24 protein-coding genes are annotated in these 24883 nt (G+C 71.1%); 12 read left to right on the plus strand and 12 right to left on the minus strand.

The window, feature by feature from the left end; translation table 11 throughout:
- Positions 1-93: 93 nt before the first annotated feature.
- From CRYAR_RS41805 to CRYAR_RS44425, 3 genes are all read right to left on the minus strand, one after another.
- Entirely contained in the window at positions 94-2394 is a 2301-nt protein-coding gene (locus CRYAR_RS41805; RefSeq protein ID WP_051571791.1) for a (Fe-S)-binding protein, read from the minus strand.
- Positions 2395-2520: 126 nt separating this feature from the next.
- Complete coding sequence (locus CRYAR_RS41810) at positions 2521-2814, minus strand: DUF4235 domain-containing protein (protein WP_035870044.1); 294 nt, start codon at positions 2812-2814, stop codon at positions 2521-2523.
- 62 nt (positions 2815-2876) lie between these two features.
- Positions 2877-4766: a serine/threonine-protein kinase gene (locus CRYAR_RS44425; protein ID WP_157018513.1), complete on the minus strand. Its 1890-nt coding sequence runs from the start codon at positions 4764-4766 to the stop codon at positions 2877-2879.
- A 260-nt stretch (positions 4767-5026) separates the two neighbouring features.
- Here CRYAR_RS44425 and dnaK point away from each other — a divergent pair, with 260 nt between their 5' ends.
- From dnaK to CRYAR_RS41835, 4 genes are read left to right on the plus strand one after another with little or no spacing between them, the layout of a single operon-like run.
- The gene (gene dnaK / locus CRYAR_RS41820; protein WP_035859323.1) at positions 5027-6928 is read left to right on the plus strand and encodes a molecular chaperone DnaK; all 1902 of its coding nucleotides are present in this window, start codon (positions 5027-5029) and stop codon (positions 6926-6928) included.
- Positions 6925-7704, plus strand: coding sequence for a nucleotide exchange factor GrpE (gene grpE, locus CRYAR_RS46635; RefSeq protein ID WP_084701660.1), 780 nt, complete (start codon positions 6925-6927; stop codon positions 7702-7704). Before dnaK ends, grpE begins: the two co-directional genes overlap by 4 nt.
- A gap of 18 nt (positions 7705-7722) precedes the next feature.
- Positions 7723-8928 carry a molecular chaperone DnaJ gene (gene dnaJ / locus CRYAR_RS41830; RefSeq protein WP_035859325.1) on the plus strand — a complete coding sequence of 402 codons (1206 nt, stop codon included), beginning with the start codon at positions 7723-7725 and terminating at the stop codon, positions 8926-8928.
- Positions 8925-9359: a heat shock protein transcriptional repressor HspR gene (locus tag CRYAR_RS41835; protein WP_051571799.1), complete on the plus strand. Its 435-nt coding sequence runs from the start codon at positions 8925-8927 to the stop codon at positions 9357-9359. Before dnaJ ends, CRYAR_RS41835 begins: the two co-directional genes overlap by 4 nt.
- A 42-nt stretch (positions 9360-9401) precedes the next feature.
- Here CRYAR_RS41835 and CRYAR_RS41840 read toward each other — a convergent pair whose 3' ends face one another.
- Together CRYAR_RS41840 and CRYAR_RS41845 are read right to left on the minus strand one after the other, a co-directional pair.
- On the minus strand, positions 9402-10160 hold the full coding sequence (locus CRYAR_RS41840; RefSeq protein ID WP_035859327.1) for a methyltransferase domain-containing protein: 759 nt from the start codon (positions 10158-10160) through the stop codon (positions 9402-9404).
- 18 nt (positions 10161-10178) lie between these two features.
- Positions 10179-10745, minus strand: coding sequence for a TetR/AcrR family transcriptional regulator (locus tag CRYAR_RS41845; protein WP_211247901.1), 567 nt, complete (start codon positions 10743-10745; stop codon positions 10179-10181).
- An 81-nt stretch (positions 10746-10826) separates the two neighbouring features.
- Here CRYAR_RS41845 and CRYAR_RS41850 point away from each other — a divergent pair, with 81 nt between their 5' ends.
- Positions 10827-11666: an SDR family NAD(P)-dependent oxidoreductase gene (locus CRYAR_RS41850; protein WP_035859340.1), complete on the plus strand. Its 840-nt coding sequence runs from the start codon at positions 10827-10829 to the stop codon at positions 11664-11666.
- 7 nt (positions 11667-11673) lie between these two features.
- Here the strand turns inward: CRYAR_RS41850 and CRYAR_RS41855 are convergent, their stop codons facing one another.
- Genes CRYAR_RS41855 through CRYAR_RS41865 form a run of 3 tightly spaced genes read right to left on the minus strand, consistent with a single transcriptional unit; the run spans position 11674 to position 14028 of the window.
- Positions 11674-11961 (minus strand): putative quinol monooxygenase, encoded by a 288-nt coding sequence (locus CRYAR_RS41855; RefSeq protein WP_035859342.1) that lies wholly within the window; start codon positions 11959-11961, stop codon positions 11674-11676.
- Positions 11962-11983: 22 nt separating this feature from the next.
- Positions 11984-12808: a phosphoenolpyruvate hydrolase family protein gene (locus CRYAR_RS41860; protein ID WP_035859344.1), complete on the minus strand. Its 825-nt coding sequence runs from the start codon at positions 12806-12808 to the stop codon at positions 11984-11986.
- Entirely contained in the window at positions 12805-14028 is a 1224-nt protein-coding gene (locus tag CRYAR_RS41865) for a Tm-1-like ATP-binding domain-containing protein (protein WP_035859346.1), read from the minus strand. Before CRYAR_RS41865 ends, CRYAR_RS41860 begins: the two co-directional genes overlap by 4 nt.
- A 130-nt stretch (positions 14029-14158) precedes the next feature.
- On the opposite strand from CRYAR_RS41865, the gene CRYAR_RS41870 reads away from it, so the two are divergent.
- Together CRYAR_RS41870 and CRYAR_RS41875 are read left to right on the plus strand one after the other, a co-directional pair.
- Entirely contained in the window at positions 14159-15538 is a 1380-nt protein-coding gene (locus CRYAR_RS41870) for an aminotransferase-like domain-containing protein (RefSeq protein ID WP_035870057.1), read from the plus strand.
- A 10-nt stretch (positions 15539-15548) separates the two neighbouring features.
- On the plus strand, positions 15549-15980 hold the full coding sequence (locus CRYAR_RS41875) for an SRPBCC family protein (protein WP_035859347.1): 432 nt from the start codon (positions 15549-15551) through the stop codon (positions 15978-15980).
- Here the strand turns inward: CRYAR_RS41875 and CRYAR_RS41880 are convergent.
- Entirely contained in the window at positions 15965-16909 is a 945-nt protein-coding gene (locus tag CRYAR_RS41880; protein ID WP_035859348.1) for a helix-turn-helix transcriptional regulator, read from the minus strand. The two genes, CRYAR_RS41875 and CRYAR_RS41880, sit on opposite strands and share 16 nt — an antisense overlap.
- An 85-nt stretch (positions 16910-16994) precedes the next feature.
- Here CRYAR_RS41880 and CRYAR_RS41885 point away from each other — a divergent pair, with 85 nt between their 5' ends.
- Positions 16995-17396 (plus strand): VOC family protein, encoded by a 402-nt coding sequence (locus CRYAR_RS41885; protein ID WP_035859350.1) that lies wholly within the window; start codon positions 16995-16997, stop codon positions 17394-17396.
- Here CRYAR_RS41885 and CRYAR_RS41890 read toward each other — a convergent pair.
- Complete coding sequence (locus tag CRYAR_RS41890; protein ID WP_035859353.1) at positions 17359-18159, minus strand: hypothetical protein; 801 nt, start codon at positions 18157-18159, stop codon at positions 17359-17361. The two genes, CRYAR_RS41885 and CRYAR_RS41890, sit on opposite strands and share 38 nt — an antisense overlap.
- 43 nt (positions 18160-18202) lie before the next feature.
- The gene (locus tag CRYAR_RS41895; protein ID WP_035859354.1) at positions 18203-18850 is read right to left on the minus strand and encodes a class I SAM-dependent DNA methyltransferase; all 648 of its coding nucleotides are present in this window, start codon (positions 18848-18850) and stop codon (positions 18203-18205) included.
- Between the two features lie 40 nt (positions 18851-18890).
- Here CRYAR_RS41895 and CRYAR_RS41900 point away from each other — a divergent pair, with 40 nt between their 5' ends.
- The 4 genes from CRYAR_RS41900 to CRYAR_RS41915 all read left to right on the plus strand — a co-directional run bounded on the left by CRYAR_RS41900 (position 18891) and on the right by CRYAR_RS41915 (position 24190).
- Complete coding sequence (locus CRYAR_RS41900; RefSeq protein WP_035859357.1) at positions 18891-19292, plus strand: protein-tyrosine phosphatase family protein; 402 nt, start codon at positions 18891-18893, stop codon at positions 19290-19292.
- Positions 19293-19523: 231 nt separating this feature from the next.
- Complete coding sequence (locus CRYAR_RS41905; RefSeq protein WP_051571803.1) at positions 19524-20612, plus strand: AbrB family transcriptional regulator; 1089 nt, start codon at positions 19524-19526, stop codon at positions 20610-20612.
- 12 nt (positions 20613-20624) lie between these two features.
- On the plus strand, positions 20625-20897 hold the full coding sequence (locus tag CRYAR_RS41910) for a DUF6510 family protein (RefSeq protein ID WP_035859364.1): 273 nt from the start codon (positions 20625-20627) through the stop codon (positions 20895-20897).
- Positions 20898-20965: 68 nt separating this feature from the next.
- Positions 20966-24190: an ATP-binding protein gene (locus CRYAR_RS41915; protein WP_035859521.1), complete on the plus strand. Its 3225-nt coding sequence runs from the start codon at positions 20966-20968 to the stop codon at positions 24188-24190.
- Here the strand turns inward: CRYAR_RS41915 and CRYAR_RS41920 are convergent.
- On the minus strand, positions 24170-24865 hold the full coding sequence (locus CRYAR_RS41920) for a hemerythrin domain-containing protein (protein WP_035859522.1): 696 nt from the start codon (positions 24863-24865) through the stop codon (positions 24170-24172). The genes CRYAR_RS41915 and CRYAR_RS41920 overlap by 21 nt on opposite strands.
- Positions 24866-24883 lie beyond the last annotated feature (18 nt).

Here is a 24883-nt window from a genome sequence, read left to right on the forward strand (position 1 = left end):
TGTCTCGCCGCACCCGTATCAGGTCTGCCCGACATGTAACGCATATGCGTACGGCGGCCACCCGTATTCGGGTGACCGCCGTCAGTGAAGAAATCAGCTGTGCGTCGGCTCGTTCGGGCCGATCTCCTCGGCCGAAACCGGGTTGCCGGTCGGCGTCGACGCGGGCTTCGCCGGCTCGGCGGCCGGCTGGATCGACTTCAGCAGCAGCTGCGAGACGTCCATGACCTCGACGGCGTCGGACGCCGTCCCGGCCGCCTTCGCTCCGGTCACCCCGTCGGAGAGCATCGTCAGGCAGAACGGGCAGCCGATCGCGACGACCTCGGCGCCGGTCGAGAGCGCCTCCTCGGTGCGCTCGACGTTGATCCGCTTTCCGATGCGCTCCTCCATCCACATCCGCGCGCCACCGGCGCCGCAGCAGAACGAGCGCTCCTTGAACCGCGGCATCTCGGTGAGGGTGGAGTTCGGCGACGCGTCGACGACCGCTCCGATCACCTCGCGCGGCGCCGAGAACACCCGGTTGTGCCGGCCCAGGTAGCACGGGTCGTGGAACGTGACGTTCTGTTCGATCGGCGTCACCGGCGTCAGCTTGCCGTCGCGCACCAGCGTGGAGAGCAGCTCGGTGTGGTGGACGACCTCGTAGTGGCCACCGTCCTCGCCGATCGTCGGGTACTCGTTCTTGAGCGTGTTGAAGCAGTGCGCGCAGGTCGCGACGATCTTCTTGTCCTTGGGCTGACGCTCCTCGAACGCCGCGTTCAGCACCTCGACGTTCTGCATCGCCTGCATCTGGAACACGAACTCGTTGCCGATCCGGCGGGCCGGGTCACCGGTGCAGGTCTCGCCGGTGCCGAGGATCGCGAACTCGACCTGCGCCTCGTGCAGGAGCGTCGCGACGGCCTTGGTGACCTTCTTCGCGCGGTCCTCGAGCGCACCGGCGCAACCGACCCAGAACAGGTACTCGACGTCCTCGGGCAGCGGTTCGCCCTGCTCGACCTTGCGGACCTCGAACCCGAGGTTCTTGGTCCACTCCTCGCGGTCGTTCGGGTTGGCGCCCCAGGGGTTGCCCTTGTTCTCGATGTTGCGGAGCATCACGCCGGCCTCGGACGGGAAGCTCGACTCGATCATCACCTGGTAGCGGCGCATGTCGACGATGTGGTCGACGTGCTCGATGTCGACCGGGCACTGCTCGACGCAGGCGCCGCAGGTGGTGCAGGACCACAGCACGTCCGGGTCGATGACGCCCAGCGAGTCCAGGTCACCGATCAGCGGACGCTCGGCCTCGGCCAGCGCGAGCGCGTTGACCCCGGCGAGCTGCTCCTCGGACCCCTTCTCCTCGCCCTCCACGGTCTTGCCGCCGCCGGCCGCCAGGTACGGCGCCTTGGCGTAGGCGTGGTCACGCAGGCCGGTGATCAGAAGCTTCGGCGAGAGCGGCTTGCCGGTGTTCCAGGCCGGGCACTGCGACTGGCACCGACCGCACTCGGTGCAGGTCGTGAAGTCGAGCATGCCCTTCCAGCTGAAGTGCTCGACCTGGCTGACGCCGAAGACGTCCTTCTCCGGGTCGGCCTCCTCGAAGTCCAGCGGCTTGCCCTCGCTGGTCATCGGCTTCAGCGCGCCGAGTGCCACCGCGCCGTCGGCGTTGCGCTTGAAGAAGATGTTGAAGAACGCGCTGAACCGGTGCCAGGCCACGCCCATCGTGGGGTTGAGGCCGAGCACGATCATCCAGGCGAACGAGATGATCACCTTGACCGCGGCGGTGAGCACGATCGCGGTCTCGAGCGCGCCCTCGGAGAGCCCGGAGAACGCCGCGCCGAGTGGGTAGCTGAACGCGAAGTGGATGCTCCACGAGTCGGCCTTGCCGGTCAGCGCCGCCTCGAAGCCGCGGATCAGCAGGATGCAGATCGGCACCGCGATGATCACGAACTCGACGAAGTAGGCCTGCCAGAAGTTCGACCCGGCGAACCGTGACTTGCGCTCCGGGTTGCGCGGGTGGGCCCGCTGCCGGATCACGATCAGCGCCGCGATGCCGAGGATCGTCGCCACCGAGAAGAACTCGGTCATCAACTCGTAAGGCCAGAAATGGCCGATGATCGGCAGCACCCAGTGCGGCGCGAACAATTGGCCGATGGCGTTGGCGAGCGTCGCGACCAACAGGATGAAGCCGAGCGCGACGAACCAGTGAGCGATGCCCACCGAATGCCACTTCATCATCTTGGTGTGGCCGAAGAACTCGCGGAGCATCGTCTTCGTGCGGTCGCCCTTGTCGTTCGTCCGCGAGTAGTCGGGCGCACCGAGCTTGATGGTGCGCACGATCGTGGCGATCGCGCGGACGAACAGGACGAGGCCGACGACGGCCACACCGAGGGCGATGACCGCGGCGACTATCTGGACAGCGTCCATTGCTGACGATCCTCCTGCGGATCAGCGCGCGCTTCTTTGAACGCACAACGGGCGTGCAGGCACCTTACGCCCGGCAGTACCCGCCAGTAACGTGACGCCGCTCTCGTTGTGGAAAAACTAACGCTGTCAGCCGACGTCGCGCAGGCCCGGCGGCAGCGCGCCGTACCGCTTCCGCCAGTACTTTGCCGCGTTCCGGGCCGCCAGCAGCTGCGCCAGACCGATCACCGCACCGGAGAGCAGGGCGAACCCGATCGCTTCCTTCCAGGCCACGTCGGGATCTTCCGGGTTGTTCGGCGGCGGGTTACCGGTGACCGCGCGCCAACTGCCGTCCAGGCTCTTCTTCGCGACGAAGGCCGCGGCGGCTACCGCTCCTCCACCAACGACCTTCCAGAGCACTTTGTCGGCGACGGTCTGCGACACGGTTCCTCCTCGGGTGAGCTGCACTCCCCTTGCCCATTAGTGCGGAACCCTACGCAGGCCGATCAGGCCGGGCTGAGCGAGCCCGCGATCTGCTCGAAGCCCGCCAGGTAGTCGTCGTAACTGCTCTGCGGGGCCCGCAGCGAGACCTCGTAGAACTGGCCGCCCTGCACGAAGCGGAAGATGCGCACCCGGTGCTGCTGGTTGACCACGACGCCCTGGTGGGTGAACTCGAGAACGGCACCCTGGTGCTCGCCGTAGGTCTGCTCCTCGAGCTGTACGCGCGCGTACTCGGGGAACGAGCCCTTCTTGGCCGCGACCGACTCCTCGCGCTCGAGCTGCTCCAGCGCGGTGCCGTCCGCCTTGCCGACGATGACGAGCACGTACGGGCTGCGTCGTAAGTCGGTGTTGTCGTCGGTGTGCTGGGCGGGAGTCAGCTGGTCGAAGTAGCAGCCGTCGTGCCCCTGCCGCTCGATCTCGGCCGGGTCCTCCATGCAGTAGACCTTCCACGTCTGCGGATAGCGCAGCGTGTACCGGTCGCCCTTGTACGTGTTCGCGGCCGGTTCGGGCGCCCCTGACGACGAGGGCGGAGCCTCGGTCGGCGAGCTCGTCGGGTCCGCGCCACCGGAGAGGTCGAGCCAGCCGTTCTTCCTCGCCACCACCCCCGCGGTGCCGGCGAGGAGCACGACGAGCAGAGCGGCCAGCAGCCAGAGTCCCAGCCGGCCCTTCCGCGGCGGCTCCGGAGCGGCCTGCGGCCCGGCGGAGTACGGCGGGGCGGAGTGCGGCGGGCCGGACGGCGGCCGGACGTACGCCGCCGGCGGCACCGAGGTCGGCCGGGCGGTGCCGGAGATCCGTCCAGTGGCCTGCCGGGCGCTCGACTCGTAGAGCCCGGAGACGTTGATTCCGGGGCTGCCGGAGACGGGCCGGGGCCCGGACAGGTCGGGAATCGACGAGGGGGTCCAGTCGGCGCGCGGGCTCGGCTCCAGCCGGTACTCCTGGGGCGTGCCCGACACCGGCGCGCCGGAGATCGACCCGGTCGGATCGCCGGGCATCCAGACGTTCTGCCGCTCGTCGTTGGGTGGCGGCGTGCCCCAGGACGTCGCGGTGAGGGTCTCGACCGGCAGCCCGTCGGCGACCCGGCGCAGTGCGGCCCGGGTGCGGGTGGCGTCCCAGCGCTGCTCGGGATCCTTGTCGAGCAGGCCGGCGATCACCGGCGCGAGGTTCCCGGCCCGGGGCGCCGGCGGAACCGGCTCCAGCGTGATCGCGGTGATGACCGCGAACTGCTCGTCGCGGACGAACGGCGCCTTGCCCTCGACCGCCGCGAACAGCGTGCAGCCGAGCGACCAGAGGTCGGCCGGCGACCCCACCTCCCCGCCGGTGAGCCGCTCCGGTGAGAGGTAGGCCGGCGAGCCGACCAGGTGGCCGGTGCGGGTCAGCGACGCGTCGCCGACGACCGACGCGACGCCGAAGTCGGTGAGCACCGCCCTCTCGCCCTGGTCCTCCCGCGTGACCATGACGTTTGCCGGTTTGACGTCCCGGTGCAGCACGCCGGCGCGGTGGGCGTGGTCGAGCGCGTCCAGGATCTGCAGACCGAGCACGGCCGCGCGTTCGGGCGACATCGGGCCGTCCTGGCGCAGGGTCTCAGCCAGGTTCCGGGCCTCGATGAACTCCATGACGATCCAGACCCGGTCGGGCTCCGGGATCACGTCGTAGACGCCGACGACACCGGCGTGGCGCAGACGGGCGGCCGCGCGGGCCTCGCGGAGGTACCGCTCCCGCAATCGTTCGGCTTCGTTCGCCGGCAAACCGTCGGGAATCGGGACTTCTTTGACCGCTACGTCGCGGTGCAGCAAGTCGTCGGTGGCACGCCAGACCGTGCCCATACCGCCCGACCCCAGATGCGGGCCCAGCCGATATCGGCCTCCGACGAGTTGACCGTTTGCCCCGTCCGTCACGGGCACGAGGCTAGATCGTCGGAAGGCAATCGTGTCACCCACTAGACGGGGAGGTGACAGTGTCCCGATTTGGGCATAGTCCAGAAAGCGCTGGATGTGCGCCCTGTCCGAATCTGACCCCGCTGGCGCGGAACAAGACACGGCGAGCTATCGTTGAGCCGATCAGCAAACTTGCGCGAGGTTGACTCAAGTTCGGTGAGCCTCGAATGAGAAAACTCTGCGGAGCACAGATCTCCGCAACCCCCTAGGAGGAGGGATCCATGGCACGAGCGGTCGGCATCGACCTCGGTACCACCAACTCGGTCGTCAGCGTCCTCGAGGGTGGCGAGCCGACGGTCATCGCCAACGCTGAGGGCAAGCGGACCACTCCGTCGATCGTCGCTTTCGCCAAGAACGGTGAGGTACTCGTCGGCGAGGTCGCTAAGCGGCAGGCCGTCACCAACGTCGAGCGGACGATCCGGTCGGTCAAGCGCCACATCGGCACTGACTGGACCGTCGACATCGACGGCAAGAAGTACACCCCGCAGGAGATCAGCGCCCGCGTGCTGCAGAAGCTCAAGCGGGACGCGGAGTCGTACCTCGGCGAGCCGATCACCGACGCGGTGATCACGGTTCCCGCGTACTTCTCCGACCACCAGCGGCAGGCCACCAAGGAGGCCGGTCAGGTCGCCGGCCTGAACGTGCTGCGGATCGTGAACGAGCCGACCGCGGCGGCGCTGGCCTACGGCCTCGACAAGGGTGAGACCGAGCAGACCATCCTGGTCTTCGACCTCGGTGGCGGTACGTTCGACGTCTCGCTGCTGGAGATCGGCGACGGTGTGGTCGAGGTGAAGGCCACCTCCGGTGACACCAACCTCGGTGGTGACGACTGGGACCAGCGCCTGGTCGACTACCTGGTGAAGCAGTTCTCCGCCACCAACGGCATCGACCTGTCGAGCGACAAGATCGCGATGCAGCGCATCCGCGAGGCGGCCGAGGTCGCCAAGATCGAGCTCTCCGGCCAGCAGTCCACGAACGTGAACCTGCCGTACATCACCGGTGGGCCCAACGGCGCACTGCACCTGGACGTGAACGTCTCCCGCGCCGAGTTCCAGCGGATGACCGCTGACCTGCTCGACCGCTGCAAGGGCCCGTTCCACCAGGCGATCAAGGACGCGCAGATCCGCGTCGCCGACATCGACCACGTGGTCCTCGTCGGTGGTTCCACCCGCATGCCGGCCGTCACCGACCTGGTGAAGGAGCTGACCGGCGGCAAGGAGCCCAACAAGGGCGTCAACCCGGACGAGGTCGTGGCCGTCGGCGCCGCGCTGCAGGCCGGTGTCCTGAAGGGCGAGGTCAAGGACGTCCTGCTCCTCGACGTGACCCCGCTGTCGCTGGGCATCGAGACCAAGGGCGGCATCATGACCCGCCTGATCGAGCGGAACACGACGATCCCGACCAAGCGTTCGGAGATCTTCACCACCGCCGACGACAACCAGCCGTCCGTGCAGATCCAGGTTTACCAGGGCGAGCGCGAGATGGCCGCGTACAACAAGAAGCTCGGAATGTTCGAGCTGACCGGCATCCCGCCGGCGCCGCGTGGCGTCCCGCAGATCGAGGTCACCTTCGACATCGACGCGAACGGCATCGTGAACGTGTCCGCCAAGGACCTCGCGACCGCCCGTGAGCAGAAGATGGTCATCTCGGGTGGCTCCGCGCTCAGCAAGGACGACATCCAGCAGATGATGCGCGACGCCGAGGCGCACGCCGAGGAAGACAAGCAGCGTCGCGAGCAGGCCGAGGTGCGTAACGTCGCCGAGTCCCTGCAGTACCAGACCGAGAAGTTCCTGGCCGAGAACAGCGACAAGATCCCGGCCGACAAGAAGACCGAGCTCTCCGAGGCTCTGTCCGAGCTCCGGTCCGCTCTCGGTGGCACCGACCTCGAGGCCATCAAGACCGCGCAGGAGAAGGTCGCGAAGATCTCCCAGGAGGTCGGCACCGCGATGTACGCGCAGTCCCAGGCCGCGACCGGTGCGGCCGAGGCCGGGGATGGCCCGACCGCCGGTGGCACCACGCCTCCGCCGTCGGCCTCCGCCGGGAACGACGACGTCGTCGACGCCGAGATCGTCGACGACGAGAACCGCGGCGGCGCTCACGAGAACCGCGGGGGCGCTCAGAAGTGAGCACGACGAACGACGGGCACTCCGAGGACCCGCAGCCGAAGGTCGTGATCCGCGACCGGCGCCGCATCGATCCGGAGACCGGGGCACCGCGAGAGGTCGCGGTGTCCAGCCTCAGCGGGGACACGGCGGGGGCTTCGGCCTCCGCCGGCCCCGCGGCGGATGGTCCGTCGGACGGCGGCTCAGGCGTCGACGCTCCGGCCGGTACCTCGGCCGGGGCGTCCGACAGCGTGGGGGAAGGAGGCGGTATGGGTGCGACGGAGACCACGGAGCAGACGGCTGACGGCAGTGATCTGGCGAAGCTGACGACCGAGCTTGCCGAGCGCACCGCCGACCTGAAGCGGGTGACGGCCGAATACGCCAACTACCGCCGTCGGGTCGAGCGTGACCGGCAGGCCGTGGCCGAGCAAGCAACGGGTGCGGTGCTCACCGCGCTGCTCCCGGTTCTCGACGACCTCGACCGGGCGCGGGCACACGGTGACCTGACCGGTCCCTTCGGCGCGGTCGCCGAGCAACTGGTCGCGATCCTCACCAAACTCGGGCTCGACGCGTTCGGCGAGAAGGGTGATCCCTTCGACCCGACGTTCCACGAGGCGGTCGCGCACACCACGAGTCCGGACGTCACCGAGACAGCCTGCATCGAGGTGCTGCGCAAGGGTTACTCGCTCGGTGACCGGCTGCTGCGGGCGGCGATGGTCGCCGTAGCCGACCCGGAGAATCCGAGCGACTCGGGAAATAATGGTGGCGTCGAGACGTCCGGTGAGTCGTCCGCCGAGTGACGAAGGGAGGCGCGCCCGGTGAGTACCAAGGACTGGATCGAGAAGGACTACTACGCAGTCCTGGGCGTGTCGAAGGACGCTTCCCCGGACGTCATCAAGCGGTCGTACCGCAAGCTCGCGCGTGACCTGCATCCCGACAAGAATCCCGGCAACAGCGAGGCCGAGGCCCGGTTCAAGGAAGTTTCCGAGGCCTACGGCGTCCTGTCCGACGAGCGGAAACGCCGCGAGTACGACGAGGCGCGCACGCTCTTCGGGTCTGGCGCGTTCCGGCGCCAGGCCGGGGCCGGGGGGTTCGGGGGCACCGGCCCCGGCGGTGTGCCGTTCGACTTCACCGATCTGTTCAACGCCTCCCAGGGCGCCGGTGGTCCCGGCGGGCCGGGGGCTGCCGGTGGGGCGCACCGCGCTCGCAGCGGCGGCCTCGGCGACCTGTTCGGCGCGATGTTCGGTGGCAGCAGGCAGCCCGGCTCGTCCAATCGCGGCGGTGACATCGAGACCGAGGCGACCCTCGATTTCTCCGAGGCCGCTCGTGGTGTGACCGTCCCGCTGCGGTTGCACGCGCCGGGCGTCTGCGAGACCTGCCACGGCAGCGGGGCCAAGGCCGGCACCAAGCCGCGCACCTGCCCGCTGTGTCTCGGCACCGGGCTGGTGAGCCGCAACCAGGGCGCGTTCTCGTTCTCCGAGCCGTGCCGTGAATGCCAGGGTGCGGGCACCGTCGTCGACGAGAAGTGCGCGGACTGCAAGGGCAGCGGTGGGGTCACCAAAACCCGCACGATGCACGTGCGGATCCCGGCCGGCGTCAGCGACGGGCAGCGGATCCGGCTCAAGGGCAAGGGTCAGCCCGGCCAGCGCGGCGGGCCCCCCGGCGACCTCTACGTCGTGGTCCACGTCCGCGGGCACTCGCTGTTCGGCCGGAGCGGGCTGAACCTGACGCTGACGGTTCCGGTCACGTTCCCGGAGGCCGTGGCGGGCACCGAGATCCGGGTGCCGACGCTCGACGGATCGGTGACCCTGCGGATCCCGCCGGGCACCCCGAGCGGACGAATCATGCGAGTGCGGGGCAAGGGCGTCCGTAAGGGCGATTCCCCTCCGGGTGACCTGTTGGTCACCATCGAGGTGGAGGTTCCGCAGAACCTCAACGAGGCGGCCCGGAAGGCGCTGGCTGATTTTGCCGCCGCTACGCCCGGCAACCCTCGGGCACACCTGGAACGGGAGGGAGCACGATGAGTGAGCCCGCCAAGCAGGAGTTCGAGATCGAGATCGACGTGGCCTTCGAAGGGCCCGTTTTTGTGATCTCGGTGGCGGCGCAGCTGTCCGGAATGCATCCGCAGACCCTTCGCCAGTACGACCGGCTCGGGCTCGTCCAGCCCGGTCGCTCGGCCGGTGGTGGACGTCGGTACAGCGCACGCGACGTCGTGCTGCTGCGCGAGATCTCCCGGCTCTCCCAGGAGGAGGGCGTGAACCTCGCCGGCATCAAGCAGATCATCGAGCTGACCAAGCGCGTTCGTGACCTCGAGGAACAGATCGAGGAGCTGGTGGGTGAACTGCGGCAGGCTCGGCGCGAAGCCGCCGAGGCCCAGGCCGCGATGCCGTACCGGGGTGAGTTGGTGCCCCTGAGCCAGACGGTGTTGCCGGTCTGGCGCCCCCGAGGACGTTGATCGTACGGAGAACCCGCCCGGGTCCGACCCGGGCGGGTTTTTTCATGCCCTCCGCGTGGCCGCGGTGACGAACATCGGGAGCGCGAGGAACAGGCGTTCCTGCTCGCCGCGAGCCCGCTGGTCGGCGATCCAGGTCTCGGTTCGCGCGTCGCTCGTCGCTTCGCCAGTGCGCGCCTTGGCCGCCAGGTCGGCGAGCATCGGCACCATCGTCGAACCGGTGAAGATCCAGGTGTGCACCTCGACGGTGACGTCGGTGAACCCCGCGTCGAGCAGGAGGTTGCGGCTGCGTCGGACGACGCGCGGGCCGCGGATCCGGTCGGCGGCCGCCTGCACGATCGTGCGGGTGAGCGCGGGGTCGTCGGAGTCGATGACGATCGTGTCCCAGTCCTGCCCGACGAGCACGATCCGACCCCGCGGCGCCAGCACCCTCCGCGCCTCGTCCACCGCGCGCGCCGGGTCGTCCAGGACGTGGAACACCTTGTCGGCGCGATATCCGCGCAGTTCGGCGTCGCCGAACGGTAGTTCTTCCGCGGTGGCGACCCGGTAGTCCACGGCGGGCCACCGTTCGCTCGCGACCGCGACCATGCGTTCGTCCGGGTCGACGCCGACCGCGGTCACGCCGAGCGCGGACATCTCCGCGGCCGCCCGGCCGGACCCGCAACCGACGTCGACCACCGCGCTGCCCGGCGCGAGGTCCAGCAACTGGTACGAGCGCCGGCGCAGCTCCTGGCCGCCGGGGATGCCGTCACCGATGTCGAGCAGGGCGATGAGCGCGTCGGTCTCCGCGTGGGTGCGTTTCATGCCGGCGATGCTGCGACTTCAAGCGCCCTTGAAGTCAAATACGGCGTCGAGCGCTGCTTCCAGGAGCTGGTCGGGTACGGGGGCGGTCTGCATCGCGGTGCGGTAGACCAGGGGCCCGATCAACACAGCCGCGGCGACCGCGTCGTCGACCGCGACGACGGCTTCGCCGGACGCGCGGGCGAGCGTCAGCGCGGCCCCGATCCGCTCGGTGATGTTCGCGACCGAGGCGTCACGCTGCCGCGCGATGTCGGCATCCCAGAGCGCACCGTGCATCAGCGTGAGTGTCACGGCGGCCACCTCCGGCTGGACCATCTCGTCGGCCAGCCGCCGGAGCTCCCCGAAGAGCCAGGTCCGCACCGGCGACTGCGGGTCGCGGAAGTAGGGCAGGTCGGCACCGGGCATCGTGGCCAGCAGGAGCTCTTCGGCCCGCGACCAGTGCCGGTAGACCGTGGCCCGGCCGACGCCGGCCTGCTCGGCGACCCGCTGGTGGGTCACCGCGCCGGGCCCGTGGTGGAGCAGCAGCTCACGCGCGGCCGCGAGCATCGCCTGGCGGCTGCGCTCGACGCGGGGATCGGTGGGTCTCACCGCATCAGCTTATGAGACAGCTTGACTCACAGAACGTCGGCACTAATCTATGAGACAGTCCGTCTCACAGATTGGGGAGCAATGATCAGCATGGTCACCGGGGCGACCGGTGGGATGGGTCGAGTCATCGTCCGGGAGCTGGCCCGGCGCGGCGGCACCGTGATCGCCGTCGCGCGGAGCCGCGTGGAGTTCGAGCCGAAGAACGTCGAGGTCATGACCGCGGACCTGTCCTCGCTGGCCGAGGTCCGCCGGCTCGCCGCCGAGTTCACCGCGAAGCACGACGCGCTGCACCTGCTGGTCAACAACGCGGGCGCGCACTTCCGCCACCGCGCGATCAGCGCCGACGGCGTCGAGATGCACATCGCGGTCAACCACCTCGGCGGGTTCCGGCTGACGAACCTGCTGCGTCCGGCGCTGCGGGCCGGGGCACCGGCGCGGGTGGTCAACGTCGTCTCGGCCGCGATGACCGACACGCGCCAGGTGAAGATCCGCCGCCGCCCGCGGCCGGTGTCGCTGGAGCCGGCCGAGCTGCCGGATCTCAACGGCGAGCGGGGGTTCGAGCCGTTCACCGCGTACGCGCGGGCCAAGTTACTGACCTTGATGGCCGGCTACCACCTGGCCGAGACCGTGGACGGCGTCACCGTCAACGCGGTGAACCCCGGCCTGGCCGGCACCAAGATCGTCGACGACATGATGCCGACGTTCATGCGGCCGTTCGGCGGCCTGGTCAAACGTTCGCTGCTGACGCCGGAGCAGAGCGCGGCGTTCATCCTCCGCGTCGCGACGTCACCGGACTTGGACGGCGTCACCGGGCGCTACTTCGACCGCGACGTCGAGGCCCGGTCTCCGGAGATCTCCTACGACCGGGCGCTGCGTGAATGGGTCTGGAACAGCTCGCTGGAGTTCAGCGAGGCACGCTGAACCCGGTTCAGGTGAGCGAGCGGATGCCCGCGACGTCGTACTCGGCCACCGAGGCGGAGAGCATCGCGGCCGACTGGTCGCCGTCGGGTCCGCTGCCGCGGAACGCTTCGACGGCCTGCTGGGACTCCCACCGCTCGAAGACGTTGATCCGCCCCGGCTCGACCAGATCCGCCGCGATCGAGAAGTCGAGACACCCCTCCGCGGCCCGCGCCAACTCCACGACACGCACGCACCCCGCGAGATAGGCCTCCCGGTCGGAAGCCTCCACCACGATCTGCCCAGCCACGATCACCATGCGTCTACTTTCGCCCCACCCGTCAAAAGTTGAACGTCAGGGCTTTGAAATCCTCGGTTTGGCGGCGGATGCCGACCTCGGTGGGGAGGCGCTCGATCGACGAGGCACCGAAGAAGCCGACCACACCCTCGGTGTGATCCAACACGTACTGCGCGTCCGCGGGCTCGGCGATCGGGCCGCCGTGGCACAGGCACAGGATGTCGGGGTTCACCCGGCGAGCGGCGTCGGCGAGCGCTTGGACGCGTTGCGCCGCGTCCTCCAGCGACAGAGCGGTCTGCGCCCCGATCGTCCCCGACGTCGTCAGCCCCATGTGCGGCACCAGGATGTCGGCGCCGGCCCGGGCCATGTCGGCGGCCTGTTCCTCGTCGAACACGTACGGCGCGGTGAGCAGGTCCAGCTCGTGGGCGGCCCGGATCATGTCGACCTCGAGTCCGAAGCCCATCCCGGTCTCCTCGAGGTTCGCGCGGAACACCCCGTCGATCAGCCCGACGGTCGGGAAGTTCTGCACCCCGGCGAACCCCAGGTCGCGAACCTGGCGCAGGAAGTGCGGCATCACCCGGAACGGGTCGGTGCCGCACACCCCGGCGAGCACCGGCGTCCGGGACACGACCGGAAGCACCTCGTTGGCCATCTCGAGCACGATCGCGTTCGCGTCCCCGTAGGGCAGCAGACCCGACAGCGAACCCCGTCCGGCCATCCGGAACCGGCCCGAGTTGTAGATGATCAGCAGATCGATCCCACCGGCCTCGGCCGACTTCGCCGTGATCCCGGTTCCGGCCCCTCCGCCGATCAACGGCCGTCCGGCCGCAACCGACGCCCGGAACTGCTCCAGAACGGCCTGCCTCATGCGGATGCTCCCTTGATGTACCCGTGCAACGCCTCCGCCGCCGCGGCGCCGAACCCAGCGTCGTTGATTGCCGCATCCCGCTCGTGAACGGACACGCCGGACCCCGCCAGCCCCGCTCGCAGCGCGTCGAACAGCGCTTCGTCCGCGGCCGCATCCCGGAACGGGCCACCGTCGACGTCGATCGCGCTCACCCCACGCAACGGCAGGAACAGGGCGGTCGGCCCGGTGGCGGCGGCGAGCTTGCCGGCGATGCGACGCCCCAGCTCCGCCATCTCGGCCGGCGTCGTCCGCATGAGCGTCACCGTGGGGTTGTGCACGAACAGGTTCCGGTCTTCGAACTGCGGCGGCACGGTCTCGCGCGGGCCGAAGTTCACCATGTCGAGCGCGCCGACGCTCACCACCTGGGGCAGGCCGAGCTGCCCGGCGATCTCCAGCCGCGACGGTCCGGCGCTGAGCACTCCTCCGACCAGGTCGTCGCACAGCTCGGTCGTGGTGAGGTCGCAGACGCCGGCGAGCAGACCCGACTCCACGAGTTTCTCCATCGCCCGGCCGCCCGTGCCGGTCGCGTGGAAGACGAGTACCTCGTAGCCGAGGTCGGTGAGGCGCTCGCGGGCCTCGTCGGCGGCCGGGGTGGTGACGCCGAACATCGTCAGGCCGACGAGCGGCTTCCGGTCTGCGGCCGGAACGCGATCGGCGTACGCGCGAGCCATGCCGGCGATACCCGCGGCCGCGTTGCCCAGGACGGCCTCGGAGACCGAGTTGATCCCGGCCACGTCCACGACCGAGTACATCAGCGTCGCGTCGACCTCGCCCACGTACGGCTGGACGTCGCCGCTGGCCATCGTCGACACGAGCAGTTTGGGAACGCCGATCGGCAGCGCCTGCATCGCGGGCGCGGCCACCGACGACCCACCCGAGCCACCCACGGCGAGCAACCCGTGCAGGCGGCCCTCGTCGAACAACCGGCGGACGACCACGGCCGCACCGGCGCCCATCGCGCTCATCATCTCGCCGCGGTCGCGGCGTTCCCGAAGCGTGTCGGGGTCCGCACCGGCAGCGCGCAGCACGTCGTCGGAGTGAACGTCGGCGAGCGTGCTGCTCGAGAAGGAGCCGACGTCGATGGCGACGACGTCGACGCCGGCCCCGCTGAGGCGGTCACGCAGCCACGAGTACTCGTCGCCTTTGGTGTCGAACGTGCCGAGCAACGCCACGGTCGCCATTGACCCGGTCCTTTCGCCGTGCGAACGATTACGCCGAGGCTAGGCGGCCGGCAGCCCTCAGATCTGGACCAATTTCCAGGGATTGGCCCACACCCGCACCCCTCCGCAGTGGGACAGTGCACGAGTGGCGATGACGGCACTGGACGCGAGTGAGGTCTGCCGTCTGCTCGGTGGCTGGACGACCGGCTCGGCCACCCTCACCGACGACCTGGTCGCCGCACTCGTCGAGCTGATCGACGCCGGGTTGGTGCCCGCCGGAGCCCTGCTCCCGCCCCAACGGCGCCTCGCCACCGCGCTCCTGGTTTCCCGTGGAACGGTGACGTCCGCCTACGAGTCCCTGGAAGCCCGCGGTTACCTGGCCACGAACCGTGGCTCGGGATCCCGGGTGCGGTCGGCCCGCGGCCAGTTGCACGGCCGTCCGAGCGGCCGGCTCTTCTCGTTCACCAGTGCGCCGGGCGACGTCATCGACCTGTCGACAGGTGCGCTGCCCGCCTCGCCGATCGCCGCGGACGTCCTGGCCCGGCCGCGCACCGAGCTGACCGCCTACCTGGCGACCGACGGCTACTTCCCGGCCGGGCTGCCGGTGCTACGCCAGGCCATCGCCGATCAGTACACCCGCGACGGGCTGCCGACCCGCTCGCAGCAGATCCTCGTCACCTCCGGGGCCCAGCAGGCCACCTGGCTGGCGGTCACCAGCCTGGCCGGAAGCGGCGACCTGGTGCTGACCGAGGAACCGACCTATCGCGGCGCGCTGGAGGTGCTCCGCTCCACCGACGCGCGGGCCGAGGGCATTCCGCTCGCCGGCGGCGGGCTCGACGTCGAGCAGGTGCGGCACGCGTTGAGCCGCAAACCCCAGGCCCTGTTCTGCCAGACCGCGATCCACAACCCGACCGGTCGGAGCATGAAGGACGGGAGCCGCACCGAGCTGGCCACCCTGATCAACGACGCGGGGCTCACCACCATCGAGGACACCTGCTCGGCGGATCTGACGCTCGCCGGTCCTCCGGTCGCCCGCACGCTGGCCGGGCTCGTCGACCCCGAGCTGCTGGTGACCGTCGGCAGCACCTCGAAGCTGTTCTGGGGCGGCGTCCGCATCGGCTGGATCCGGGCGAGCGAGACCCGCATCCACGGGCTGGTCGAGCTGCGAAAGGCCGTCGACCTCGCGTCGTCGGTCGCCGACCAGCTCGTCGCCGTCGAGTTGATCGCGCGCACCGACCTGGCCCGGCACCAGCGTCGCACCATGCTGACCGAGGCGCTGGCGGCCACCGAGGCGGAGTTGCGGTGCGCCTATCCCGACTGGCACTGGAACCCGATCGACGGCGGCTCGGGCCTCTGGGTCGACACCGGCCAGGACGCCGTCGCCCTGGCCGAGCGCGGCAAGCGGGCCGGCGTCCGGGTGGCCGCGGGCCCCGGTTTTTCCACGTACGACGGACAACGCACGTTCCTGCGGCTACCGGTCTGGCACGAGCCGACCATGCTGCGGGCCGGACTGACCGCACTCTCGTCCTAGGAGGAGTTCCATGGCCCGGTCGTACTACAGCACCGTGTTCGAGCACGACGCCGCCGCCGTCTGGGCGGTGGCACGCGACTTCAACGGCCTGGCGACCTGGTGGTCCGAGGCCTGCAGCGAGAGCAACATCGAGGACGGCAAGGCCGCTGACCAGGTCGGGGCCGTGCGGGCCTTCCGGCTCGGCGAGGCCACTATTCGGGAACGTCTGCTGGCGCTGTCCGACCTCGAGCGCACCTACAGCTACGAGTTCGTCGGCACGCCGCCGTTCCCGGTGACCGACTACATCGCGACGCTCCGCGTCACGCCGGTCTCGGACGGCCGCTCGTTCCTCGAGTACAGCGCGGTGTTCGAGTCGGACGAGGCCGCGCGCTGGACCGCGTTCTTCCCGGCCGAGGTGTTCGGGCCCGCGCTCGAGGCGCTGGGGTCCTACCTCTCCCGGTAGAGGGCCGCCAGTTCCGAGCCGATCCGGGCCAGCTGGGCCCGGACCGGCTCGGGCTCGAGCACCTCGACCTGACCGCCCCAGCCGGCCAGATTGCGGGCGATGTCGAGCGGGGTGGGGGCGCCGACGCGGACGGTCGAGCGGTCGTCGGCCTCGCTCCGCACGTGGCAGTGGCGACCGAAGTGGTCGCGCAGGATCGGCACGAACCTGGTCGCGATGGTGACCGTCGCCCAGGTGCGCGACCGGCGTTCCTCCACCTCGCCGACCACCTCGGCCCAGGCCTCGGCCAGGGCGAAGTCGTCCGGACGGGTGCTCGGCTCCTCGATCGGTTCCGCGTCGAGGATCCGGTCGACGCGGAACGTCCGCCGGCCGTTCGCGGTGCCGGCGATCAGGTACCAGATGTCGTCTTTGTCGACGAGCCCCCACGGGTCCACCAGCCGCTCGGTGCGTTCGCGGCGGCCGTTGACGTAGACCAGCCGGACCTTGCGCCTCCGGACGATCGCGGTCTGCAGTTCGTCGACGCGAGCCGGTCGGCTGCGGTCCCGCTCGCCCCATCGGGTGCTGTCGATCATCGTGGCGCCTGCGGCCGCTTCGGCGTCGGCGCGGAATGTCCTGGGCAGCGCCTGGACGAGTTTGCGCAGCGCGGTCTTCGCATCGTCGGACACCGCCGCGGCCGGCCCCACCAGGAGGAACAGCGCCTGGGCTTCGGGCGCGGAGAGACCGCTCAGGTCGGTGCGCGCACCCCCGACGAGCGACCAGCCCCCGCCGCGGCCGGGCTGGGGATAGACGGGGATACCGGCGGCGGAGAGCGCCTCGAGGTCCCGGCGGGCCGTGGCGACGCTGGTCTCGAGCTCGGCGGCGAGGTCGGCCGCGGTGATCCGGCCGCGGGCCTGGAGCAGCAGCAGGGTGGCCACGAGGCGGTCGGCGCGCATGCGTTGAGTGTGTCGCCGAAAGTGCTCAGGAGGTGAGCACTTTGGGGTGGATGCTGAACTCAACCCCGTTCGAAGGAGCTTGGAAATGCTGCGAGGACTCACCACGATCACGTACTTCGCCGACGACGTGCCGGCGGCGGTGGCCTGGTACTCGACGCTGCTCGGCGTCGAACCGTACTTCGCGCGGCCGGTCGAAGGCCCGCCGGCTTACGTCGAGTTCCGCCTCGGCGACTACCAGCACGAACTCGGTCTGCTCGACCGCCGTTTCGCACCGCCGACGGCCCCCGGCGCGGGCGTGGTGGCGTACTGGGCCGTGGACGACGTCGAGGCCGCCTACGCGCGGCTGCTCGAGCTCGGCGCCACCGAACACGACAAGCCCACCGAGCGCGGCCCCGGCTTCGTCACCGCGTCGGTCGTCGATCCGTTCGGCAACGTTCTCGGCGTGATGTTCAACCAGCACTACCTGGACGTGCTGGCGACCCGCTGATCTCGTCGAGCGCCCACCGCTGGAAAGCCCGAGCCTCCGGTCCGGACGGCGGTCGTCCACCCGCGCGTGCGGCGATCGCCTTCTCGATCGACGCGACGCGCGCGGGGGCCGCCCCGGTGGCGACGCGGCGGCCGGCCGGGACCTTCGGGAGCCAGCCGCCGTGGCGGTGTTTCACCAGCGAGCGGCACGCGCCGAGGATCGCGTCCTCGGTGCCGGGGGCCGGGTCGTCACCGGACGGTGTCGGCAGGGCGATCCACCAGCTCAGGGCGTCGACCAGGAGCTGGTGCAGGTCGGTGGGCGAGACGTCGGCGAACGCCTCCACCGCGGGCGGGCCGACCAACGTCCGGCCGGACTGGTGCAGGATGCTGCGGTCCAGCGCGTACCAGAAGTGACCGTCGGCGACCGGCCGCGCGTCGGGAGCGTAGGTCTCGCGGAAGTCCATCCGCGGCCCGGTGTTCAACTCGACCTCGAATCCCGGCTCGGCCGAACCCGAACGCGCCACCGCCTCCCGGTAGACGACCAACTCGAGACCACGCGCCGGGCAGGGAAGGTTCTCGTGCCGGAGCGCGGCCACGAGGGCGCGTTTCCGCTCCCCCGCAACCGCGTCCGAGACCGTGAGCGCCACGTCGACGTCGCTGCGGCCGGGCTGGAAGGCGTCCAGTCCGATCGACCCGGCCGCGTAGACGCCCACGAGGTTGTCTCCGAGCACGCTGTGGGCGGCCGCGATCAGATCGTCGAGGTAGCGCCGAACATCACCGTCCATCCGATCATCGTGCGGCCGGGGCGGCGGCCGGGCCGTCCAGCGGTCAGCGTGTCTTGCGGGCGAGCAGGAACGCGTGCGGTGCGGTCATCGTCTCGTCGGGCTCGCGGCGCATCCGGGTGTGGACGCGCAGGCCGGCGGCCTCCAGCAGCTCCACCACGCGTTCGACCGGGTGACGCAGGTAGTCGAGGTCGACCGGGATGCCGAACAACTCGTCGAAGTGCCGCGTCTCGCCGTCGGTCTGGAAGATCAGCAGCGCGTGGCCGCCCGGTGCCAGGACCCGGGCGAACTCGCCGATCGCCGTCGACAGCAGTTCGTCGGGAACGTGGATGATCGACCACATCGCGGAGAGGCCGGGCAGCGACGCGTCGGGCCGGTTCAGCGCGAGCATCGAGCCGACCTCGAACTCGAGGTACGGGTGACGTTCGCGGGCCACCGCGACCATCCGTGCGGAGAGGTCGATGCCGGTGGGTTTCAGGCCCATCGCGTGGAGGAACGCGGTCTGGTCACCGGGGCCGCTCCCGACGTCGACGACCCGCGCCCCGGCGCCGGAATCGGCGATGACGAGCTCCGCGAACGCGGCCACGAACGCGCGGTCGATCGGGCGGGTGCCCAGGTCGTCACCGGCGAAGTGGTCGGCGTACTCGGCCGCGATCGCGTCGTACCCGGCTCGCGTTCGTTCGATCTGCGTCATGGCCGTGCACGCTAGGGGTGGGGTACGACAAGGTGGAGCGATGACTGGCGTCGTAGAACTGCCGTCGGGGGCCCGGGTGCGTGGGCGCCGGATGCGTGACGTGCCCGACACTCCGGCGGACTTCCTGATCGCGCTGGTACCCGGGCCGCTACCGGCCTGGCCGCACCGCCGGATCGTCTGGCCCGACTTCTGGGTCCCGCGCGATCGGGCCGACGCGATCGACGCGCTGAGCGAGGCGCTGACGAAGGCGCACGACGGGGCGTTCGTCGAGGTGGCGTGCATGGGCGGGCGAGGCCGGACCGGTACCGCGCTGGCGGCGCTCGCGGTGCTGGACGGGATGCCCGCGGGCGACGCGGTGGCGTGGGTGCGAGGTGCCTACCACCGCAAGGCGGTCGAGACCCCCTGGCAGGCGCGGTGGGTGCGCTCCCTCGGGACGAACTGAACGGGCGCGATCTCCCGAAGGAGACCGCGCCCGAGGTGGTACGTGTGCCGGCCCGGCAGCCGCCTCTCGGCGAGTGGCCGCTCGTAGCGGCTTAAGGTGAGGCCCGGGGGCATGGACCGGACCGGCACTCTGTAAAAGGTACCCGGCCCTCGGATCATTCCCACCCCTCCGAGACGTTTCTCGCACGATCGATCGCCGGGTCTCCGCGCCCGCCTGCCTAGGCTGAGATCGATGGTCTGGATCCCGATCGCCGCCGCAGTCGCGCTCCTGGCGTTGGCGCTCGGCGCCGTCGGGCTCCCGTCCGCGACGCTCTTCGCCGCGCTGCTCGTCGGCGTCGTGGTCGCCGTCCGACCCTTCGCCCGTCGGCCTCGGCCGGAGGCCGTCGTCGTCGTCGGCGCCGACGACGAGGAAGCGACCACCCGGGTCGAGCTGCCCGAACTGGCGAACCGGATCGCCCAAGCGTGTGTCGGCGTGCTGACCGGTGCGCTGGTGCAGCCGAGCGCGCTGGGCTCGCTCGCGAGCGACTGGCTGGTCGTTCTCGCCGCGGTCCTCGCCACGCTGCTGGTGAGCCTCGCCGCCGGTGCGCTGCTCGGCCTGCACCGCGACGTCGACACCGTCACGGGCTCGTTCGCTCTGATCGCCGGGGGCGCGTCCGGGCTCACCGCGATCAGCCGGGACCTCGGCGCCGACCAGCGGGTCGTCGCGGTCGTCCAGTACCTGCGGGTGCTCGTCATCGTGGTCTCGATGCCGATCGTGGCCGGAACGCTCCCGGCCGGCGACGGAACCGGCTCCGAACTGACCCCTGGCCACGGAAGCCTGGTGTTCACGGCCGTCTGCGTCGTCGTCGGTGTGGTGCTGGCCCGGCTGCTGCCCCGGGTGCCCGCGCTCTCGCTACTCGGGCCGATGGTGCTGTCTGCGGTGCTGACCGTCACCGGCTTCGCGCACGGGGCCACCGTCCCCACCGCGATCGAACAGGTCGCCTACGCGATCATCGGACTCCAGGTGGGGCTGTCGTTCACCCGCGAGAGCCTGCGCTCGGTCCGCCGCCTGCTCCCGCTCGCGATCACGTTGGTGCTGGTGCTGATCGTGGCCACGGCCGCGGTCGGTATCCCGCTGCTGAGCCTCGCCGGCGCGTCCCCGCTCGACGGCTATCTCGCGACCACCCCCGGCGGGCTCTACGCCGTGCTGGCCACCGCGACCAGCACCGGCGCCGACACGACGCTGATCCTCACCGTGCAGATCCTGCGGTTGCTCGTCATGCTTCTGCTCGCCCCGTTGATCGCGACGCTGCTGAGCAAGAGAATGAGGCATCCCAGGTGAGAGGCAGCAACCGTGGACAACGACTACGGGTACGTCGACGGCAACGCCGCCGCAGGCCCGTTACAGGAACTGCTGGCGGTGGAGGCCACCACCGTGCGGGGGCAGTGCACCACCTGCGGCCGGACGTCGATGCTCGCCGACACCCGCGTGTACTTCGGCGGTCCGGGCCTGGTGATGCGGTGCCGGGGCTGCGGCTCGGAGCTACTGAGCGTCGTCACCACACCGACGTCGACCCGGCTGGACGTCAGCGGTCTGACCTGCCTGACCTTCCCGCTCGACGCCTGACCCCCATTCGGTGTACAGAACCGGACACCGACCGGTTCTGAGCCACGAAGCGGATATCTTCCCAAGTCATGGGGCCCATCACGGTGTCGGTGCTCGGTCCGGTACGGGCCACCCGGCTCGGTGTACCGATCGACCTCGGCGGACCACGTCAACGCTCCGTCGTCGCCCGGCTGGCCATCGCCCAGAAGCACGTCGTCTCCACCGACCGGCTCATCGACGACCTCTGGGACGGTGAGCCGCCGCCGAAGGCCCTGGCCACGCTCCAGGTGCACGTGTCGCACCTGCGCCGGGCGTTGGAGCCGGAGCGGGCCCGGCGCACCGCGGCCACGGTGCTGGTCAGCGCCGCGCCCGGCTACGCGCTGGCGCTGCCGACGGACGCCGTCGACGCCTGGCGGTTCGAGGCCCTGCTCGAGCAGGCGCAGGCCACCGACGATCCGTCGACCCGGAGCGAGTTGCTGGCCCGCGCGCTCGACTGCTGGTCCGGCCCCGCGTACGCGGAGTCCGCGGACGCGTCCTGGGCGGTACCCGAGATCGCCCGGCTGGACGGCCTGCGTCTGGTCGCCCTGGAAAGCCGGGCCGACGCCGAACTGGCGCTCGGCCGGGCCGCGCTGCTCGTGCCCGACCTGCAACGACACCTGCACGACCACCCCACGCGGGAAGACGCCGTCCGGCTGCTGAGCCTGGCGCTCTACCGCAGCGGCCGGCAGGCGGAGGCACTCGCCGTGCTGCGTCAGGCCCGCGCTCACCTGGCCGACGAGCTGGGCATCGATCCGAGTCCGGCCCTGCGCCGCCTCGAGTCGTCGATGCTCGCCCAGGCCCCCGAACTGGACGTGCCTCGCGCCGCCGCACCGCTCCCCGAGATCACCACCGGAGCCGCGGAGCCGACCGAAGAGCGGCGTGCGCCCGAGACGGCACGCGTCATCGGGGCGGTCACCAGCCGGACGGGCGCCGGCGTCGTCTGGGTCGCCGGTGAAGCCGGGGCGGGCAAGACGACGCTTGCTGAATCCGTCACCGCGGAACTGCGCCACCGGGGCTGGCAGGTCGCCTGGGGGCGCTGCCCGGAGGTCGACGGCGCGCCGCCGGCCTGGGCCTGGAGCGAGGTCGTCCGGGCGCTACCCGGCGACGCCGACGACCCGGGGCTCGCGCCACTGCTGGCCGAGCGCCCGGTCGAGGGCGCGACCGGCGACGCGTTCTGGCTGGCCCGTGCCGTCGCCGCCCTGGTCACGGAGGTGACGAAGAGCGCTCCGCTGCTGATCGTGCTCGACGACGTCCACCGCGCGGACGGCCTCACGCTGCAACTCCTGCGCCAGATCGTCGACCAGGTGGCGCTGCTGCCGGTCGTCGTCCTCGCGACCTACCGCGGCTCGGAGGACGGCGACCAGCTCGCGGCCACCCGGGCCGCCCTCGCCGTGGCCAGCACGCACCGGGAGTCCCTGACCGGCCTGGACGACGACGGCATCGAGCGGCTCGCGCGCACCGCCGGTCTCCCGCTCGTCGATCGGGAGGTCGTCACGCTGCTCCGGGAGCGCACCGGCGGCAACCCGCTCTTCGTCCGCGAGCTGGCCCGCCTGATGGCCGCCGAGGGCACGGCGGCCGCGCGCACCGTCGTCCCGACCGGCGTCGGTGACGTGCTGCGGCGGCGGATCGCCCGGCTCCCCGGCCCGTCGGTGACCGTGCTGCGGCAGGCCGCGGTACTCGGCCGGGAGGTCGACGTCGATCTGCTCGCCGACGTGGCCGGCCGCGACCCCGACGAGATGATCGACGCACTGGAGACCGCGGTGCTCGCGGGGCTGCTCGACGAACCGGCGCCCGGCCGGGTGCGGTTCGCGCACGCGTTGATCCGCGACACGCTCTACGCCGACACCCCGGTGCTGCGCCGGACCCGCCTGCACGCCGCCGCGCTCCGCACCCTGGCCGGCCGGGAGGCCGACGCGGCCACGCTCGCCCACCACGCGGTGGCCTCGGGCAACGACGAGCAGGCGATCGGCTACGTGGTCGCGGCCGCCCGCGCCGCCGAGAAGCTGGGGGCGCTCGGCGAGGCCGCACAGCAGTGGGCCACCGCGGTCCGGCTGGCCGCCGGCCGGAGCCCCGCCGAGCAGCTCGAACTGCTCCTGCCCTCGATCTCGGCGCACGCCCGCGCCGGTGACGCGATGACCGCGCGGACGCAGCAGCACACCGCGGTGCGGATCGCGACCGAACTCTCCGACGATGACCAGCTGGTCCGGGCGTTGGCGGCCTGGGACGCACCGCTGGTCTGGCGGGTCCGCGAGCAGAGCACGATCAGTGCCGACCTCCTCGACCCGCTCCGCGGGCTGCTCCGCGATCGAACGCTCCCGCAGAGCGTCCGCATCGGCTTGTTGTGTGCCTTGTTCCGGGAAATCGAAGGCGCGGACGACGACGAAGCCCTGCGGACGAGCGCGGAAGCGCTCGACCTCGCCCGGACCGAGGGGAACGCGCGGCTGCTGTGCGAGGCGCTCAACGTGCGCACGTACGCGGCACTCGGCCCGGATCTCGCCGATCAGCGCGACGCGCTGGCCGCCGAGCTGCTCGAGGTGGCCACCGAGGCCGGGCTGGTCGACTACCAGGCGGTGGCGCACTGGCTGCTGTTCCTGACCTGCGCCGGCCGCACCGATCTGACGCGGGCACGCGCACACGTCGACCAGGCGGTGGCGCTGTCGAGCAGCGGTCAGCTCGGCCACCTGCTCGGGGTCATCGGGATCTTCTCCGGTGCGCTGCTCGTGCTGGCCGGGCGTCACGACGAGGGGCTGCGGCAGTACGAGGTGGTGGCGGCGCGGCTGGCCGAGACCGGCGCGACGAACGGCGGGTTGATGGCGCTCGTCGGCCGATTCGTCGTGGGGTTCGAACGGGGCGACCTGTCCCCGGTGGTCGGCGACGCGGACTGGTTGGCCGACGCGATCCCCGGCGCGATGTCCGAGGTGGTGACGTTGTGCCGGCTGGACGCGGGGCGGGAAGCGGACGCGCGGGCGGCCTGGGCGAACCGGGTGCCGGTCGCCAGGGACTACTTCTGGCTGATGACGACCGCGGTGCGTGCGCACGCGGCGGCCCGGCTCGGGGACACCGCCGAGGCGGTCGTCGCGCGGAAAGCCCTGCTGCCGTACGCCGGGCGGGTGGCCGGGCTCGATTCCGGCACGATGCCGGTCGGCCCGGTCGACGACGCGCTGGCCGCGGTCGTGGAGTTCCTGGGTGACCCGGACGGCGCCGCCGCCCACCGATCCGGCGCCGCCCGGGTCCGTGAGCGCGTGGCGGCCGAGCTACGAGCGCTGGGTCTCTGAACCGAAGACGACCCGCTCGCGGCGGCGGAAGCGCGGCACCAGGAGCGCGATCATCAGCCGCACGGGCAGCGGGGCCTCGGCCCGGAGCGTCGCGTACTCGGCCGGTGTCGTGGCCGCCACCACACGCGGGATCTCGAACGTGAGCGACGCGCGCTTCCGGATACGCGACTCGACCTCCTGCCAGTTGCCCACCGACACGTACTCCTCGATCACCGGGAACACCGACACCTCTTCGTCGGCGATGTGCTCGTTCAGCAGGTCACGCAGCTCGGCCAGGCCCACGGCCAGGACGGTCGCGGTGTCCTCGCCGGGCGCGGCCGCGAACCGGGTCGCCGCCGAACGCAGCTGATCGAGCCGCGGATCGAGCACGCTGTGGTCGTCGGTGAGCGCGGTGAGGTCGATGTGCGGCCCCGCCGACGCCGCGATCACCGGCCACAGGATCTCGTCCTCGGCGGTGTGGTGGTGGTGCACGGAGTCGGCGAAGTCCACGACGTAGGCGGCGACCGCCTGCGCCCGCTTCCGGTCGTACGCCGTGCGCCCGGCGGCCAGGTCCGCGGCGAGCGCGACGAGCCGGGCCGCGTCCTTGAGCATCACGCGGTGGGCGAGCTTCATGCCGAGGATGTCGGGGACCGGTTCGCCGGCGGAGCGGGGGCGGACGTCGATCGGGGTCGTCATGGCGGGGCCTCTCTCTGG

The organism is Cryptosporangium arvum DSM 44712, assembly GCF_000585375.1.
Classification (GTDB): Bacteria; Actinomycetota; Actinomycetes; order Mycobacteriales; family Cryptosporangiaceae; genus Cryptosporangium; species Cryptosporangium arvum.